Here is a 15,314-nt window from a genome sequence, read left to right on the forward strand (position 1 = left end):
ATGCACGACCATTTCTGGCGCCAGCTCACGCGCGGCACCCTTCCCCTCTTGGTGTGGGCGGCGCATTTCACCTTCTGCTATTTGCTGGCAGCGGCGCAGTGCACGCCGGCGGCGATGCGCGCGGGTGGGCCGGACCGGGTGCTGTTGGGGGGGGTGAGCCTGGTGGCGCTGGCGGTGTGCGGGTGGCTGGTGTGGCGCGAGCGGGGGATGCTAAGCGACGATGTTCGTGAAGGAGCGGGCCTGCTGGACTGGGCGGCGGCGCTGAGTGCGGTGATGGCGTTTGTCGCGGTTGTGTGGACGGGGTTGCCGATTTTGCTGGTGGAAGGCTGCGCCTGATTTGCCGGGAATCGTAGGGTGGGCAGGTTTTCCTTCCCACGCGTTCAAATCACGGTTGAACAATCGGCGCAGCTGCTCGCCGGCTGGTTGAACGCGTGGGCAAGGTAAATCAGGGCAATGCCCTGATTTACGAATTGCCCACGCTACGATGTTCGACCAGTCGACGTCACAGGCCAGATCACCGGTGATTAACGCCCTGCCGGCGTCACCCGCCAGATCACATTCCCCACATCGTCCGCCACCAGGATCGCCCCCGCCTTGTCCACCGCCACGCCCACGGGACGCCCGAGCGCATCGCCATTCTTGTCGACGAAGCCGGTGAGCACTTGCACCGGCTTGCCCGATGGCTTGCCGTCTGTGAACGGGACGAACACCACGTTATAGCCCGACAGCGGCTTGCGGTTCCACGAGCCATGTTGGCCAATCAGGACGCCATTGGCGAACTGCGGCAGCAGCGCACCGCTGTAGAAGGCCATCCCGAGCGGGGCCACGTGGGAGCCCAGCGCGTAATCCGGCACCAGGGCCTTGTCCACCAGGTCCGGGCGTGGCGGCTTGACGCGCTCGTCGACGTGCTTGCCGAAGTAGCTGTATGGCCAGCCGTAGAAGCCGCCGTCCTTCACCGAAGTCAGGTAATCGGGCACCAGGTCGCTTCCCAGCTCGTCGCGCTCGTTGACGACGGTCCAGAGCGCGCCGGTCTGCGGGTTCCAGCCCATGCCGTTCGGGTTGCGCAGGCCGGAGGCAAACAGGCGGGTCTTGCCGGTGGCGATGTCGACTTCCAGGATGGCAGCGCGGTCGACTTCCTTGTCCATGCCGTTCTCGGCAACATTGCTGTTCGAGCCCGAGGTGGCGTACAGCTTGCGGCCGTCCTGGCTGGCGATGATGTTCTTGGTCCAGTGGTGGTTCAGCGGGCCGCCCGGCAGCGGCGCCACCGGTTGCGCAGTCGCCGTGATTTCGAGGTCGCCGCTGCGGTAGGGGAAGCGCACGATGCCGTCGGTATTCGCGATGTACAGCATGTCGCCGACCAGCGCCATGCCGAAGGGCGAGTTCAGGCCCTTGAGGAAGACCTGTTTCGTTTCGGCGACGCCGTCGCCGTCGGCGTCGCGCAGTAGCGTGATGCGGTTCGCGCTCGGCACGGCGGCGCCGGCCCTGGCCATCACCTTGCCCATGATGTAACCCTTGATGCCCTTCATGCCGTCCGGGCGCTCGGGCGCATTGGTTTCGGCCACCAGCACGTCGCCGTTGGGCAGCACGTGCAGCCAGCGTGGATGGTCGAGGCTTGAAGCGAATGCTTTCACCGCCAGCCCGGATGCCGTACTTGGCACAACGCCTTGCGGCCAGCCCTTGGCAGGCGCGATGTCGACGGTCGGGATCACGCGTTTGACCGGCGCCTTGATGGTCGGCTGCAAACCGACGTCGGCGCCGACCGGCAGGGTGGATTTGTCGCCGCAGGCGGCGAGCAGCAGGAGCATCGCGCCCGCCGACAGGCGAGGCAAGGTGTGGTCACGCATGGTTGTTCTCTCTCTGGTTACGGACGGCATCCATTGTGCTGCGATGCTAGCTAGATTGGCAATATGATGCCGCCCGTTACCGCAGGGAAAACTCGACCATTACGTAGGGGTAGCCGGCGGCTCCTCCTCGTCCGCAGCAAGCGCTGCCGGCAGCGGCGCTGCGCTCGCCGCAGCCTGGCGCCGGCGCCGCAGCACGAAGCCGACCAGTCCCGGCAACTGCACCAGCAGCAGCACGGCGAAGGCGGCGCGGTAGGCCACGGCCGGTGCATGGCCCGCGGCGTCCGGCGTCCACCATCCCACCATCAGCCCGAACCCGGCCTGCACCACGAAGGCGGCGATAAAGATCAGGAGGTTCAGGCAGGTCGCGGCGCGCCCGGTCAGCTCCTTCGGCATCGACTGCGCGATGATCGCGTATTCGATCCCGGTGATGGTCCCGACCAGCGTGAACAGCACCGACAGCAGCTGGAAGCTGGGCTGGTAGCTGACCACGAAGGCCAGCTGCACCAGCAGGAACACGCCGATGCCGGCGGCTGCCATGTCGAGCGGGGCGATGCCGCGCCGCCCTGCCCATTCGGTGATCATGCCGACCGCAATCGCCCCGAAGATCACCGCTGCCATGCCCATGTAGAGCAGGTAGGCGACCGCGTCGTCCGGGAACAGCGCGACGTCAAGCAGCCAGCGCCCGATCCACAGGCCCTGGATCCCGAAGAACACCGCATGCGGGATCAGCACCAGCGAGGCCGTGGTGCGGAACACGGGTGCGCGGAAGACCTCGCGCAGCGCCTGTCCCAGCGGGCCCCTCTTCGGCGCCGGCCCCGTGGTGCGCGGACAGAGCAGCCAGATCAGCAAACCGCAGCAGGCGGTCAGCGCCGCCAGCATCACGAACAGGCCGCGCCAGTCGGTGTATTCGAGTGCCTGGCGCACCGGCATGGTGGCGGTGGCGGCGCCCAGGCCCCCGACGGCGATCAGGTAGCCGTGCACCGAGGGCAGCCGGCTCGGTGTGATCCAGGTCGAGACGGCCTTCACCGCCGCCATGAAGCAGCCGCCCAGGCCGAAGCCCATGATGGCGCGCGCCACCACCAGCTGGGCAAAGTCATGGCCACGCGAGAACAGCAGCGCGCCCAGCGCGCCTACCAGCATCATCACCAGCTGCACCTTGCGTGGCCCATAGCGGTCGAGGGCAATCCCGGCCGGCAGCTGGACCAGGGCGAAGGCGAAGAAGAAGGCGCTGGTGAGCAGTCCCAGCTCGCCCGGCGTGAGCGCGAGCGCTCCCACCAGGTGCGAGGCCAGCACCGCGTTCACGTTGCGCAGCAGCGAGGACAGGTAGTGTCCCAGCGCGAACGGCAGGAACACGTAGAAAAATACCGCCACGCCGGACAGGCGTGGCGTGGTGGCCTGGTCCGGCATGGTGCAGGTCCCCGGGGTGTCAGGCGGCGTCTGGCTGGGTTCCGCCATGCAGGACCGGGCTGCAGCCGGTGTCGCTGCGTTGCTGCCCCGCCGGCACCAGCGGGATTACGCGGCCGCCCGCTGCCCGCGGCGCACCGCCGCCCTCTTGCTCGAAGAAGAACTTGTCGCGCCCGAAGGCCGGCTTGAGGTGGTCGAGCCAGGTGGCGTCCGGGTCGTACTTTGCAAAGAACGGGCGGCGCACCCATTCAGGATTGCGGGCCTGCAGGAACTGCAGTGCGAACAACTTCTCGTCATTGATGGTCACGACGCCGTCGATCACCACCTTGCCCGGGAAAGCGCTCATCGACGGACCGCGCACCGTGCGCGACAGCCCCGACACCATCGAATACGCTTCCTGGAAGATCTGGTGCGCACGCGCCAGCGGCAGCGAGAAGTAGTCGCGCGGGCCGGTGTCGCGCTCGACGAACATATAGTAGGGAATCGCGCCCAGGCGCACGCCGGTGGTCCACAGTTCGGCCCAGCTCTTCGGGTCTTCGTTGATATGGCGGATCAGCGGGCCCTGCATGCGCAGCGTGGCGCCGGTGCCGACGATGCGCTTGACGGCCTGCTGGGCTACGGGCGCGCGCAGTTCGACGGCATGATTATAGTGGCCCATGATCGCGAGATTTTTACCCGAGCTGACCACCTTCTCGAACAGGCGCAGCAAGTCATCGCTGTCCTTGTCGGACACGAAGCGCTGCGGCCAGTAGGCGACCGACTTGGTGCCGATGCGGATGTTCTGGATGTGGGCCAGCTCCGGCGCCAGCAAGGGTTCCAGGAATTCGGCCAGCGAACGGGTATTCATGATCATCGGGTCGCCGCCGGTAATCAAGACGTCGGTGACGTCCGGGTGCGTCTTCAGGTAGGCCACCAGCTCGGAGCACTCGCGCGCGTCAAACTTCATGTCGTCCATGCCGACGAACTGCGGCCAGCGGAAGCAGAAGGTGCAGTAGGCGTGGCAGGTCTGGCCCGAGCTCGGGAAGAACAGCACCGTTTCCTTGTACTTGTGCTGCAGGCCCTTGAGCGGCGCGTCGTTTACGCGCGGGACATTGTGGGTCATCTGGCCGGCCGGATGCGGGTTCATGCGCATGCGGATGCCATGCACCAGGCGCGCGACGGCCGCGTCGTCTTTCTTGTACAGCACCAGGTCGCGCAGCTGTTCGTATTCAGCAGCCGGCAGCATGTCGCGGTGCGGGAAGGTCAGGCGGTAGATCGGGTCGTCCGGCACCTTGTCCCAGTCGATCAGCTCTTCCAGCACGTAGGCGTTAACGCGGAACGGCAACACGTGCGACACCACCTGCACCGCTTCCTGCAGGTCCGGCGACATCCATTGCCACTGGCGCGCCAGGTGGATCGTTTGCCGGGTATAGGGCTTGAACTTGGATGGCATCGGTTCGGTCATGATCACGGAAGTTCTCCAGGAAACGTTGGACGAAAGACCGGCAGAGGAAAAAATCGTTGCCGGGAAGAATTCATCTTACGTTACGGAAATTAATGGAGAATTGCCGTCAATCAATCAGATTGGTCCTACGGCCAGGCTTAAAACAAGGGTGAAGCCGATCGGTTCGAAACCTGGACGCGGTGTTTGCTAGCCCAATCTTATGAGCTTCTCCTGACACCGATACGCAACGTTCCCGCGCGCCCCTGTCCAGCGATTGCGCTACCGCAATCCACCTCCCTCACACCCCGGTACATTTGGCAATGCACTTTAGAAATGTTGGCCCCGGAACATTCACCAAAGGAGTTACACCATGAAGCTGCTCGCTACTGCCGCCGCCCTGTCCCTCGCCCTCGTCGCCGCCCCTGCCCTGGCCAATGCACCGACCGAGAAAGACGCCATCGCCATGGTCGAGCGCGGCGTCGCACTCGTGAAGGCCAAGGGCAAGGACGAGATGATGAAAAAAATTAACGCGAAGGATGCCGACTACGTCCAGGGCGAGCTGTATATCGACATGCGCGACCTCAAGACCGGCATCGTGCTGGCCCACCCGTACAACCCGTCGATCGTCGGCAAGGACCTGACCGACGTGCCGGATGCCAATGGCAAGAAATACCGCCGCGAGATCATCGACGTCGCCGCCGCCAAGGGCAAGGGCTGGGTCGACTACCAGTACAAGAACCCGACCAGCGGCAAGATCGAGCCGAAAACCACCTACATCCAGCGCGTTGACGACGTGGTACTGGAAGCCGGTATCTACAAGAAATAAGCCGGCCTAACCCGTCCTGCCCTCCCCGGAGTCAAGCATGCTGAATAAATTGCGGATCGGTCCCAAACTCCTGCTGGCCCCGGGGCTCGTGCTGGTGCTGCTGACGATGCTTTCGGCAGCCGCCTATTACGGCATGGTGCGCCAGAACGCCTCGCTCGAGCACATGGTGCAGGTACGCGCCGCGCGCCTGCAGTCGGTGGCCGACGTGGCGGGCGACGCGCGCTTTGCGCACGCGAATATCTACCAGCTGCTGGCCTGGGTGAACGGCAGCTTCGCGCAGAACCGGCTTACGGCCCTGACCGCCGACATCCACAAGAAGCACGCGGCGATCGGGACCAAACTGGGCGAGCTGGCCAAAGTGGCCGAGCCATCCGAGCGTACCGCGCTGGAAGGGTCGCTGGCGGCGCTGGCGAGCTACCGCAAGCTGGTATCGGAGACGATCGAGCTGGCCGCAGTGGACCAGTCGATCGCCACCAATTCGATGCAGAAGGCAGAAAAGCAGTTCGTCGCGCTCGATACCGAACTGCAGCGCCTCGCCTCGCTCGAGAAAAAACTCAGCATGGAAGCGCACGCCGCCGCCAAGGCGGAGTTCCGCACCCTCGGCATGAGCATGGCGGGGCTGGTGCTGCTGTCGATCGCGCTGTCGCTGATCGTGACGATGCTGGTGCGGCGCGCCATGCTGGCCGACATCCGGTCGATCGCCACGGTGGTGAACGACCTGGCCGACGGCCGCCTGCAGCCGTCCGGCACGCCCGGCGCCGGGCGCGATGAAATCGCCGACACCTCGCGCGCGCTGGATCACACCATCGGCCGCCTGAACGGCGCCCTGCAAAGCATCATGACCGCAGTGCGCTCGATCGACACGGCCTCGAAGGAAATCGCCAGCGGCAACCTCGACCTGTCGACCCGCACCGAAATGCAGGCCGGCTCGCTCGAGCAGACCGCCAGCACCATGGAAGAACTGACTACGGCGGTCAAGGAAAATGCCAACAACGCCCGCCTTGCCTCGGACCTGGCGGCGGAGGCAGCGCAACTGGCCTCGACCGGCGGCCAGTCGGTGGGACTCGCGGTGGCGACCATGGAATCGATCCAGGCCAGCTCGCGCAAGATCGTCGAGATCACCGGCGTCATCGACGGCATCTCGTTCCAGACCAACCTGCTGGCGCTGAACGCGGCGGTGGAAGCGGCGCGCGCCGGCGAGCAGGGACGCGGCTTCGCCGTCGTCGCGGCCGAAGTGCGTACGCTGGCCCAGCGCTCGGCGGCGGCGGCGCGCGAGATCAAGGCCCTGATCGCCGACTCGGTAAAGATCATCGAGGACGGCAGCGCCTCGGTCAGCCAGGCCGGCGCCAGCATGGGCGACATCGTCGCCTCGGTGCGCCAGGTGAACGACATCATCGGCCGCATCAGCATCGCCAGCACCGAGCAGGCCGACGGCATCGCCGAAGTGAACAAGGCGGTCGGCCAGATGGACGGCATGACCCAGCAGAATGCGGCCCTGGTCGAAGAAGCCGCGGCGGCCGCCGAAAGCCTGCACGAGCAGACCGTCAACCTGGCCAAGGCCGTCTCGATCTTCAAGTTCACCGATAGCGGGGACGGTCCGGGAACCGGCGAGGCGGACACCGATGCCGAAGAAGCGCACGAAGACGATTCAGGTTTCCACGGCCTGGAAGAACGGCGTGGGCTTGGGAGCGCGATGCGCGGAGGTCCGGTGCGCGCCCTGCCCGCGGCCAAGCCGCAGCGCCAGCGCCGTACCTGACATCAGCGGAAGGGCCGGCTGACGAAACGCGAGCCGGCCAGCCCGAACCGCCACGGCACATCCATCGCCTTCGAGATGCCGATGCGCGGTCCGGCCACGATCTTCAGGCCGGGAGCCCCGGGCAGCAGCTCGAACGGGGCGCCCGACAAGGCCATGCCGTTGTGGGCGCGGGTCACGCCCAGTGCCTGGCACAGCTTGCCCGGGCCGGAGCACAGCAGCCAGTCCTTGTCGCTGCTGCCGGTATCGCGCCGCACGCGCATCTGCTCGAGCCCTGCCACCGGTTCGAGCGCACGGATCAGGACCCCGGCCCCATGGCCTTCTTCGCGGCAGACGAAATTGAGGCACCAGTGGATGCCGTAGGAGCGGTAGACATAGGCATGGGCGGGCGGCCCGAACATCGCGGCATTGCGCTCGGTCGGACCGGAAAAGGCGTGCGAAGCCGGGTCTTCGCGGTCGTAGGCTTCGGTCTCGACGATGCGTCCACCAACACCGTCGACCAGTACCGTCATGCCGATCAGCCGGCGCGCCACGGTCTCTGCCGGCGCAGTGAAATCGATTCCTGCTATTGTCGAAAGTACCATGGGCCAATTTTATCGCGGGCTCAGGCAGGGCGCCGTTTTGGTGGAATCACCACAGTTTACGCAAAGTTAGAGTATTGCCTCAGCGCAAGATAACCGCAGCTGGGGTATAGTTACTGCTGACCTCGCTGCCCCCGGAGCGCCCGCTTCCCTGCCCTTGCCCATGAATACCCTCGCCGATCCCATCCCGCATCTCGCGCACCTCGACCAGGTCGATGCCCTGATCAAGTCGATCCGCATCCCGCCGCGTCCGAGCCTGCTCGCCGACATGCAGCGCGAACTGGCGTCGGAAGATCCGTCTCCCGAGGCGATCGGCAAGATCGTCGCGAGTGATGTGGGCATGTCGGGCGCGCTGCTCAAGCTGGCGAACTCGTCGATCTACGGCGGCCGCCGCAAGGCCAAGTCGATCGAGCAGGCGATCCTATTCCTCGGCATCAACCAGGTGGCGGCCCTGATGACCGGCCTGCTGGCGCGCCAGGCGATTCCCGCCAACAGCGCGAGCCTCGCCAGCTTCTGGGACATCTCGACCCGCCGCGCCCACGCGATGGTCTTCCTGTCGCGCCGCCTGCGCATCGGCGAGGCCGACGTGGCGCATACCTTCGGCCTGTTCTGCGATACCGGCGTGCCGCTGCTGATCGACCGTTTTGCCGATTACGCCGATACCTACGCTGCCGCCTCCCTGGACGCGGAGCGCCCGGTCACCGCGCTCGAAGACGAACGCCACAGCACCAGCCATTCCGCGGTCGGCTGCCTGCTGGCACGCAACTGGGGCCTCTCCAGCGACGTGGGCTGGGCCATCCTGCACCACCATGATTTTGCCGTCATCGACGACGCCGCGACTTCCGGCACGGTGCGCTCGCTGGTCGCGCTGTCGCTGCTGGCCGAAGCTGCCATCAGCCGCTACCAGGGCCATGGCGAATCGCTCGAATGGGCCAAGGGTGGCGAGGCCGCCCGCGCCTACCTCGGCCTGTCGATTGAGGAAACCGCCGAACTGCTGGACGAGCTGGCGGAAGCCTTCCACGAGGACTGAACAAGCTTTGACAAGCCCCGGGCACAGGCAGATACTCCGCTTGTAGGAACCTATGCTGGTAGGCAGGAGGAAGCGGATGGCGATGTCTGGCGAGTGCGGGCAAGGCGCGAGGAGGCCGCATGGCTAGCCATGCAACGACGAGCAACACCGCCCCCGCTTGTCAGGCGCGCCAGCAGCGACTCCAGCCTGCCGGGATAGGTTCCCAGTACGTCTTGGAGGGAGCCATGAAGCGCTTTGCGGTCCTGTTGTCGTTCTCGCTATCTTTGTCCTTGCTGTCCGGTTGCACCAGCATGCAGCCCCCGGCGGCCCCTCCCCTGTTTGCCGATGCGCGTTTCGCGCCCCCTCGCGAGAAAGTGGGCGCCGACGACCTGTTCACCCTCAGCCCGGCCATGCGGGCTTACCTGCACAGCCAGCCCTTCACCCTGCAGCTGCGCCAGCAGGGCCAGCGCCACGGCCTGGTCGCCGCGCTCTACAGCAAGAGCGACCTCAAGCTCGAATACGAATCCTCGAAAACCCGCACTGCCGCGGAAACCTACGCCGACCGTTCCGGCAACTGCCTGTCGCTGGTGATCATGACCGCGGCCTTTGCCAAGGAACTGGGCATGCCGGTACGCTACCGCAGTGTCGACGTGGACGACACCTGGAGCCGTACCGCCGGGCTCTACCTGGCCAGCGCGCACGTGAACATCAGCCTCGGCAACCGCGTCGAAAGCGGGGTGCGCAGCAGCGACCAGGACGCCATGCTGCTGGTCGATTTCATTCCGCAGAAAGAAGCCGCGCGCCTGCGTGCGCGTGAGCTGGACGAAGAAGACATCGTCGCCCTCTACCTCAACAACCGCGCGGCCGAGATGCTGGTGCAGGACCGCATCGACGATGCCTACTGGTGGGCGCGTGCTGCGGTGGAGAAGCGCCCGGGCATGATCCGCGCCCTGAATACGCTCGGCGTAATCTACGAAAAACACGGCGACATGCAACTCGCCGAACAGACCTACCGCGCGGCGCTCGAGCGCGAGCCGGAGAACATGGCCGTCATGCGCAACCTGCAGCCGGTGCTGGCGACGCTGGGCAAGCGCGACGAAGCCGCGGCGCTGGCCAGGCGGATCGCCAGCATCGAGCCCTTCCCGCCCTATCACCACTTCGACAAGGGCATGATCGCCCTGCGCGCCGGGAAATACGACACGGCCAGGGAGCTGTTCGAACTTGAAGTCAAACGCGCGCCCTACAACGACGAGTTCCGCTTCTGGCTGGGCGTGTCGCACCTGCAGCTGGGCGACCTGACCCACGCGCGCGAGCAGATCGCCAAGGCGGTCGACACCAGCACCCGGCAAGAGATGCGGCAGGTGTATTCGGCCAAGCTGGCGCACCTGCGCAGGGTGGGTGCGGTGGGGACGCACATCCGCTGAGCAGCGCGAAATCCTTGATCGCGGCGGCACTCAGAGCAACATTGCAGGCTGCGCCAGTTGGCGCCAGATGGCCAGCTTCTGCCCGAAGCTCAACGCCTGATGCGCAGGTGAACTCGATGGCAACACCACGGTGCGGTAACCGGCGGCGGCGAACTGCGGCGCGAACTTGCCCGATGCCTGGCCGTTGAAGCTCACCGTTTCCAGTTCTGGACACAAGGCACGCAGGCGCTCGAAATCGTTGGCGGCAGGCTTGCGGATGCGTGGGTCCAGGCTGCCTTCGCGCTCGCAGCCGTCCAGCAGGCCCGACAGGCCGAAGCGGTGCGCCAGCAGGCGCGGCAGGCGCTCTTCATAGAGCAGCGCCGCCAGGTCTCCCTGGACGACGACCGAGACGAGGGGCCAGAACTGGTTGAAGTTTTCGTTAATTTGACATCGCGAAGAAGTCGACTGCATCGCTGGTCGCATGCTCATTCAGAAGCTTGCTTGCTTTCACAACAGCACTTCCTCTACACCGGGCTTTACCATAAGTCTGCAACCGGCCAAAAGCAGTCTATGAACACCATTCAAACATTTAAGGCCTGAGCATAAGTGAAATAGCTACGATCGGCGAAGTGCCGATCACGCCGGACGTCAGCGGATTTCAGCTACGGAAGAGAGAAAAAGGACAGTGAACGGCGGCCGTTGTAGCGCGGACTGCCGGGAACAATTCGAAATACCGCTTTCGCACGCAGCACTGGCAGACCGGTGGCAACCGGGCTGAAGTCTCCATGCTTGGAGGTGTGACGGAAATAGCGCACCACCTGTCGATCAGCGACGAACGCCAGCGACATTTCGCCGTCATCGGACGACTCGAAAGGGACTATGCGCTCACACTGATTTGTTGCGACGCTCAACGTTCGGCACAAGGCGCTGCGTTGCACATATGGCCCGAATACGTATACGTGATCCCACTTTCCAGAAACTGCATCGGCCAAGCGCAGTTGCCCATCCTTCGACGCCAACGCTACACGCCAGATTTCCTGGCTGTCGTCGTCCTCGACGGAGTAAATCAGGAAAGCCACGCCGGCGCACGCAAGACAGATCAGCAAAATTATGCCAGCACAGCTGACGATAATAGCCTTGCGTACAATCTCATTCGTCTTGCTCATCAATGCTCCTGTACGAGAAAAAGCGGCGTTTCTGGCTACCACGGTGACCGCAACGTTAGCACGCTGCCGTCCGGCTCTCTAGCCAATTTCGAACGACTGTTCCACGCGGGTCGGTTTCAGTCCTTCGTGACAGTCTACGATTTTTAAACCTTGGCAACCTGCTACGCTGAGCTCAACGACCGGGTTCGGCCAGAAGCAGCCGTTCGCTGAACCGACATGCGACTTGCGGTAGTGGCAAGGAGCGGACAAGCAAATTAAAGACGAAGTTTCATATGCCATTTAACATGCGCCTATCGTAATTCTGGCGCGATATCGCACGCGCCCCTCCAAAACATGAGCCTAGTTGCAACATTAGAGGGCCAACACCGCATTCTTCTTGTTGGCTTTCCTCCCGCACAGATGCTCGACATTAGCGGCCCACTCGATGTATTCACGATCGCCAATGAGTTGAGTGAAGCGGCGGGTCGCCGTGCTCCTTACCATATCAGCCTCGCGGGTCCCACCACCGGCGCGCTGATGACAACTTCTGGCGTTCCGTTGCAGGCCGCATTCAGCCTGTTTGACACGACGCTGAGGCCGGATACCTTGCTGATCTGTGGTGGGCGTGGCGCGCGAATTTCGTCGCGCGATGCAAGACAGGTCAGTGCGCTTGGAACGCTCTGCAACCGCGCAAACCGGGTAGCTGCGATCTGTACGGGTGCTTTTCCGCTGGCTGCCACAGGCGCGCTTGACGGGCACCGCGCAACCACGCATTGGGCGCATTTCGACGAATTCTCAAATCAATTTCCCCGAGTTGAAATTGACCGGGATGCGCTGTTTCTCAGTGCAGGAAAATGCCACACATCCGCTGGAATTACTGCCGGCATTGACTTTTGCCTGTCGCTCGTCGAGCGGGATCTCGGCCGCGCATTAGCACTGCTGGTGGCTCGCGAATTGGTGGTCTTCATGAAGCGGCCAGGTGGTCAATCCCAGTTCAGCACATTGTTGATTCACGATGCCACCGGAGCCGATGAGGCTCCATTTGGCGAGCTCATCAGTTGGATGGCAGAACACTTGACCGATGATCTGTCGGTTGATGTTCTTGCAGCGCGGGTAGCAATGAGCCCCCGAAACTTTGCCCGTCGTTTCAATCTGGCGCTGAAAATTGCACCAGGCAGATATGTGCAAATGCTGCGCCTCGAGGCCGCACGCTGCTTGCTGACGGAAAGTACCTTGTCCATCAAACAGATCGCCGACCGTTGTGGGTTCCAATCGGCCGAGACAATGCGCATCGCCTTTCAGCGAAGTCTGAATACGTCGCCGTCCAACTTTCGCGACCGGTTCCAGAGTGATGAATACTCTGCACCGTAACTTCCACCTATGGCAGGATTCTTGGCATGGATGTCATTGTGGCCAGATAAGTGCTCACCTACACTTGTGGCACTTTTTTCGGGAACAACATGAAATCAATTTTGACTCCTATCGTCCTGACTATTTCTAAAATTATCTTTAAACCGGTTTTATCGCAGTTGATGGTCCTGGCGGTGTTTGTGATGTCCGGCCTTGTACCAGCCGCTGCCCGGGCCCAGGCGGACAGTAAGTTTCCCGAGCAGGCGGATATGCTGATGAAGGAGTATGTTCACGACAAGCTGTTTACCGGCACGGTGTTGGTCGCGCGCGATGGCAAACCGATTTTCCGCCGGGCCTACGGCGCGGCCAACCGCGAGTGGATGATCCCGAATACCGTCAATACCAGGTATCGCATTGGTTCCATCACCAAGCAATTTACTGCCGCAGCCATTTTGCGGCTGGCCGATGAGAACAAGCTTGGACTGGACGATCCGATCAAAAAAATTTTGCCAGGCCTGCCGGCCAATTGGGAACAGGCCACCATCCGCCAGCTCCTTTCGCACACGTCAGGCATTCCAAGCCATACGTCGCAGGAGGATTCCAACGCCAAACTGATGCCTGTAAAGCATACCCCGCAGGAGCTGGTCGACTTGCTCAAGGACTTGCCCCTGAATTATGAGCACGGTACGAAATTCAGGTACAACAACATGGCCTATGTCCTGTTGGGTCGCATCATCGAGACGGTGAGCGGCATGAGCTATGCGGATTATCTCGAGAAAAAGCTGCTCAAGGCGCTCAATCTGCGCAATTCGGGCTATGACGACGGCAGTGTCGTAGTGCGCCAGATGTCTCAGGATTACACGGATGGCGTGGACAACGTGATGAAGGGCCGGCTCGTTAATATGAGCAATGTGTACGCGGCGGGCGCCATGTATTCCACCGTCGACGACCTGTTAGCGTGGCAGCAGGTGCTGCTCAATGGGAAAGTGCTGAGCCCGCTCAGTCTGAAGGCGATGTTTGCCGATGCCGGTCATCGTTATGGGCTGGGCTGGTTCGTCAGCGAAAGCCTTTCGCGCAAACGGTATTCGCACGGTGGCTCCATCGGCGCTTATAGTTCCTTGCTGGCTTTTTATCCGGACGACAAGCTCACAATCATCATCCTGAGCAATTATGGTGAAGAAGTGGTCAGCAAGATCACCGACGAGCTGGCGCGCCTGGCACTGGGCGTGGCCCCGGCGCACCGCAAGGTCAAGGTCGACCCGCGTCTCTACGCGGGCTTCGTGGGCCGCTACCAGCTGGAATCGGTGATCTTCGATATTACCGCGAAAGGCGACCGCCTGTTTGCCAAGCTAACGGGACAGCGGCAGTTGGAGATATTTCCTGAAAGCGAATACCGTTACTTCTACAAGGCGGCCGATGCCGTGCTGACGTTCGAAAAGGACGCTGTCGGGAAAATCGACGCCCTCACGCTACACCAGGACGGCAGCAAACTCAGGGCCAAGCGCCTCGATTAGCACTGTGGCGCAACACTGATCAACCGGCGAATTGGAGTGACGATGAAGCAGTTCATTACGGAAGGCGAGAACCTCCCGGCCTGGTCGGCGCCGATCAGCCATGCGGTGGTCGTCGGCGACACCTGCTATCTGAGCGGGCAACTGGCCATTGGCCGCGATGGCAACTATATTTCGGGGACGGGCCAGGAGGAGGCGCGGCGCGCATTCCAGAATATTGCGCATGTCCTGGAAACGTCAGGTTTCGCGCTGCAGGACATGGTGATCGTTGATATTGCCTTCATCGACCTGGCGGATCTGCCGGAGGTTGATGCCCTGTTTACCGAACTGTTCCCCGTAGGGCGACGTCCGGCCCGCACCATCTACCAGGCAGCACGATTGCCTTACGACGCCCGCATTAAGGTTGCCGGTACAGCGGTCCACGCTGCCGCAGGCCGGGTCGATGCCGGCTGGCTGCGGTCTTAATAAATGTCCGGAATGGGTCTATTGTGTTGAAAAACTCCCTTGATCATAACGTTTTCACCGCCTACCGTGATGTGAGTACTTGCGGATACGGAGGTTGCGATGATGGGGCGCCAAGCAACGAAGCGGGAGCTTTTTGTCTCGATCAGTTTAGACGAGTACGTTCCTGAAGACCACCTGCTCAGGGCGGTGGATCGCTACCTCGACCTGAGCGAATTCCGCGGAAGTCTAGCGGCATCGTACAGCCACACTGGTCGCCCATCGATCGATCCTGAACTGATCGCCAGGATGCTGATCATCGGTTACTGCTACGGGATCCGTTCTGAACGGCGACTGTGCGAGGAAGTGAGCATGAACCTGGCGTACCGCTGGTTTTGCCGTCTCGGGCTGAAGGACAAGGCGCCCGATCACTCAAGCTTTTCCAAAAACCGACACGGCCGTTTCCGCGATCACGACGCTTTTCGCCAACTGTTCGATTCAGTTCTTCGTCGTTGCATGGCTGAAGGTTTGGTGCGCGGCGAAGGCTTTGCTACCGACGCCAGCATTATCAAGGCCGATGCGCAACGGCAGCGCAGTCAGGCTGGTGACGAGCAGATCGACTGG

15 protein-coding genes are annotated in these 15,314 nt (G+C 62.9%); 9 read left to right on the forward strand and 6 right to left on the reverse strand.

What is annotated here, in order from left to right; genetic code table 11:
- Complete coding sequence (locus HGB41_RS09165; protein ID WP_171083378.1) at window positions 1-336, forward strand: hypothetical protein; 336 nt, start codon at window positions 1-3, stop codon at window positions 334-336.
- A gap of 188 nt (window positions 337-524) precedes the next feature.
- Here the strand turns inward: HGB41_RS09165 and HGB41_RS09170 are convergent, their stop codons facing one another.
- The 3 genes from HGB41_RS09170 to HGB41_RS09180 form a co-directional block, all read right to left on the reverse strand.
- Window positions 525-1,844 carry a PQQ-dependent sugar dehydrogenase gene (locus tag HGB41_RS09170; RefSeq protein WP_171083381.1) on the reverse strand — a complete coding sequence of 440 codons (1,320 nt, stop codon included), beginning with the start codon at window positions 1,842-1,844 and terminating at the stop codon, window positions 525-527.
- Between the two features lie 99 nt (window positions 1,845-1,943).
- The gene (locus HGB41_RS09175; protein WP_371868492.1) at window positions 1,944-3,299 is read right to left on the reverse strand and encodes an MFS transporter; all 1,356 of its coding nucleotides are present in this window, start codon (window positions 3,297-3,299) and stop codon (window positions 1,944-1,946) included.
- Window positions 3,271-4,692 carry a KamA family radical SAM protein gene (locus tag HGB41_RS09180; RefSeq protein ID WP_171083546.1) on the reverse strand — a complete coding sequence of 474 codons (1,422 nt, stop codon included), beginning with the start codon at window positions 4,690-4,692 and terminating at the stop codon, window positions 3,271-3,273. Before HGB41_RS09180 ends, HGB41_RS09175 begins: the two co-directional genes overlap by 29 nt.
- Before the next feature lie 349 nt (window positions 4,693-5,041).
- On the opposite strand from HGB41_RS09180, the gene HGB41_RS09185 reads away from it, so the two are divergent.
- Window positions 5,042-5,497 (forward strand): cache domain-containing protein, encoded by a 456-nt coding sequence (locus tag HGB41_RS09185; RefSeq protein ID WP_171083383.1) that lies wholly within the window; start codon window positions 5,042-5,044, stop codon window positions 5,495-5,497.
- Between the two features lie 37 nt (window positions 5,498-5,534).
- Window positions 5,535-7,253, forward strand: a complete 1,719-nt coding sequence (locus HGB41_RS09190; protein WP_171083385.1) for a methyl-accepting chemotaxis protein — start codon at window positions 5,535-5,537, stop codon at window positions 7,251-7,253.
- A 2-nt stretch (window positions 7,254-7,255) separates the two neighbouring features.
- On the opposite strand, the gene HGB41_RS09195 is transcribed toward HGB41_RS09190, so the two are convergent.
- A complete protein-coding gene (locus HGB41_RS09195; protein ID WP_171083386.1) occupies window positions 7,256-7,834 on the reverse strand; it encodes a DNA-3-methyladenine glycosylase in 579 nt (192 codons plus the stop codon).
- Between the two features lie 160 nt (window positions 7,835-7,994).
- On the opposite strand from HGB41_RS09195, the gene HGB41_RS09200 reads away from it, so the two are divergent.
- Both HGB41_RS09200 and HGB41_RS09205 read left to right on the forward strand, forming a co-directional pair.
- Window positions 7,995-8,861, forward strand: a complete 867-nt coding sequence (locus HGB41_RS09200) for an HDOD domain-containing protein (protein ID WP_171083389.1) — start codon at window positions 7,995-7,997, stop codon at window positions 8,859-8,861.
- Between the two features lie 224 nt (window positions 8,862-9,085).
- Window positions 9,086-10,264 (forward strand): tetratricopeptide repeat protein, encoded by a 1,179-nt coding sequence (locus HGB41_RS09205; protein ID WP_171083391.1) that lies wholly within the window; start codon window positions 9,086-9,088, stop codon window positions 10,262-10,264.
- A 30-nt stretch (window positions 10,265-10,294) separates the two neighbouring features.
- On the opposite strand, the gene HGB41_RS09210 is transcribed toward HGB41_RS09205, so the two are convergent.
- Window positions 10,295-10,732 (reverse strand): DNA-deoxyinosine glycosylase, encoded by a 438-nt coding sequence (locus HGB41_RS09210; protein WP_171083393.1) that lies wholly within the window; start codon window positions 10,730-10,732, stop codon window positions 10,295-10,297.
- A 173-nt stretch (window positions 10,733-10,905) separates the two neighbouring features.
- Window positions 10,906-11,409 carry a hypothetical protein gene (locus HGB41_RS09215; protein ID WP_171083395.1) on the reverse strand — a complete coding sequence of 168 codons (504 nt, stop codon included), beginning with the start codon at window positions 11,407-11,409 and terminating at the stop codon, window positions 10,906-10,908.
- Window positions 11,410-11,742: 333 nt separating this feature from the next.
- On the opposite strand from HGB41_RS09215, the gene HGB41_RS09220 reads away from it, so the two are divergent.
- The 4 genes from HGB41_RS09220 to HGB41_RS09235 form a co-directional block, all read left to right on the forward strand.
- Entirely contained in the window at window positions 11,743-12,759 is a 1,017-nt protein-coding gene (locus tag HGB41_RS09220) for a GlxA family transcriptional regulator (protein WP_171083397.1), read from the forward strand.
- Window positions 12,760-12,848: 89 nt separating this feature from the next.
- On the forward strand, window positions 12,849-14,252 hold the full coding sequence (locus tag HGB41_RS09225) for a serine hydrolase (protein ID WP_171083399.1): 1,404 nt from the start codon (window positions 12,849-12,851) through the stop codon (window positions 14,250-14,252).
- A gap of 42 nt (window positions 14,253-14,294) precedes the next feature.
- Complete coding sequence (locus HGB41_RS09230) at window positions 14,295-14,714, forward strand: RidA family protein (protein WP_171083400.1); 420 nt, start codon at window positions 14,295-14,297, stop codon at window positions 14,712-14,714.
- A gap of 99 nt (window positions 14,715-14,813) precedes the next feature.
- On the forward strand, window positions 14,814-15,314 hold a 501-nt coding region (locus HGB41_RS09235), incomplete at its 3' end, for a transposase (RefSeq protein ID WP_171083402.1).

The organism is Telluria aromaticivorans (assembly GCF_013003915.1).
Classification (GTDB): domain Bacteria; phylum Pseudomonadota; class Gammaproteobacteria; order Burkholderiales; family Burkholderiaceae_D; genus Telluria; species Telluria aromaticivorans.

Coding starts and splice junctions, on each gene's coding strand:
- HGB41_RS09175 (WP_371868492.1), bottom strand. CDS start 3,299: ATGGCGGAACCCAGCCAGACGCCGCCTGACACCCCGGGGACCTGCACC.
- HGB41_RS09220 (WP_171083397.1), top strand. CDS start 11,743: ATGAGCCTAGTTGCAACATTAGAGGGCCAACACCGCATTCTTCTTGTT.
- HGB41_RS09195 (WP_171083386.1), bottom strand. CDS start 7,834: ATGGTACTTTCGACAATAGCAGGAATCGATTTCACTGCGCCGGCAGAG.
- HGB41_RS09185 (WP_171083383.1), top strand. CDS start 5,042: ATGAAGCTGCTCGCTACTGCCGCCGCCCTGTCCCTCGCCCTCGTCGCC.
- HGB41_RS09225 (WP_171083399.1), top strand. CDS start 12,849: ATGAAATCAATTTTGACTCCTATCGTCCTGACTATTTCTAAAATTATC.
- HGB41_RS09190 (WP_171083385.1), top strand. CDS start 5,535: ATGCTGAATAAATTGCGGATCGGTCCCAAACTCCTGCTGGCCCCGGGG.
- HGB41_RS09170 (WP_171083381.1), bottom strand. CDS start 1,844: ATGCGTGACCACACCTTGCCTCGCCTGTCGGCGGGCGCGATGCTCCTG.
- HGB41_RS09205 (WP_171083391.1), top strand. CDS start 9,086: ATGAAGCGCTTTGCGGTCCTGTTGTCGTTCTCGCTATCTTTGTCCTTG.
- HGB41_RS09165 (WP_171083378.1), top strand. CDS start 1: ATGCACGACCATTTCTGGCGCCAGCTCACGCGCGGCACCCTTCCCCTC.
- HGB41_RS09230 (WP_171083400.1), top strand. CDS start 14,295: ATGAAGCAGTTCATTACGGAAGGCGAGAACCTCCCGGCCTGGTCGGCG.
- HGB41_RS09215 (WP_171083395.1), bottom strand. CDS start 11,409: ATGAGCAAGACGAATGAGATTGTACGCAAGGCTATTATCGTCAGCTGT.
- HGB41_RS09210 (WP_171083393.1), bottom strand. CDS start 10,732: ATGAGCATGCGACCAGCGATGCAGTCGACTTCTTCGCGATGTCAAATT.
- HGB41_RS09200 (WP_171083389.1), top strand. CDS start 7,995: ATGAATACCCTCGCCGATCCCATCCCGCATCTCGCGCACCTCGACCAG.
- HGB41_RS09180 (WP_171083546.1), bottom strand. CDS start 4,692: ATGACCGAACCGATGCCATCCAAGTTCAAGCCCTATACCCGGCAAACG.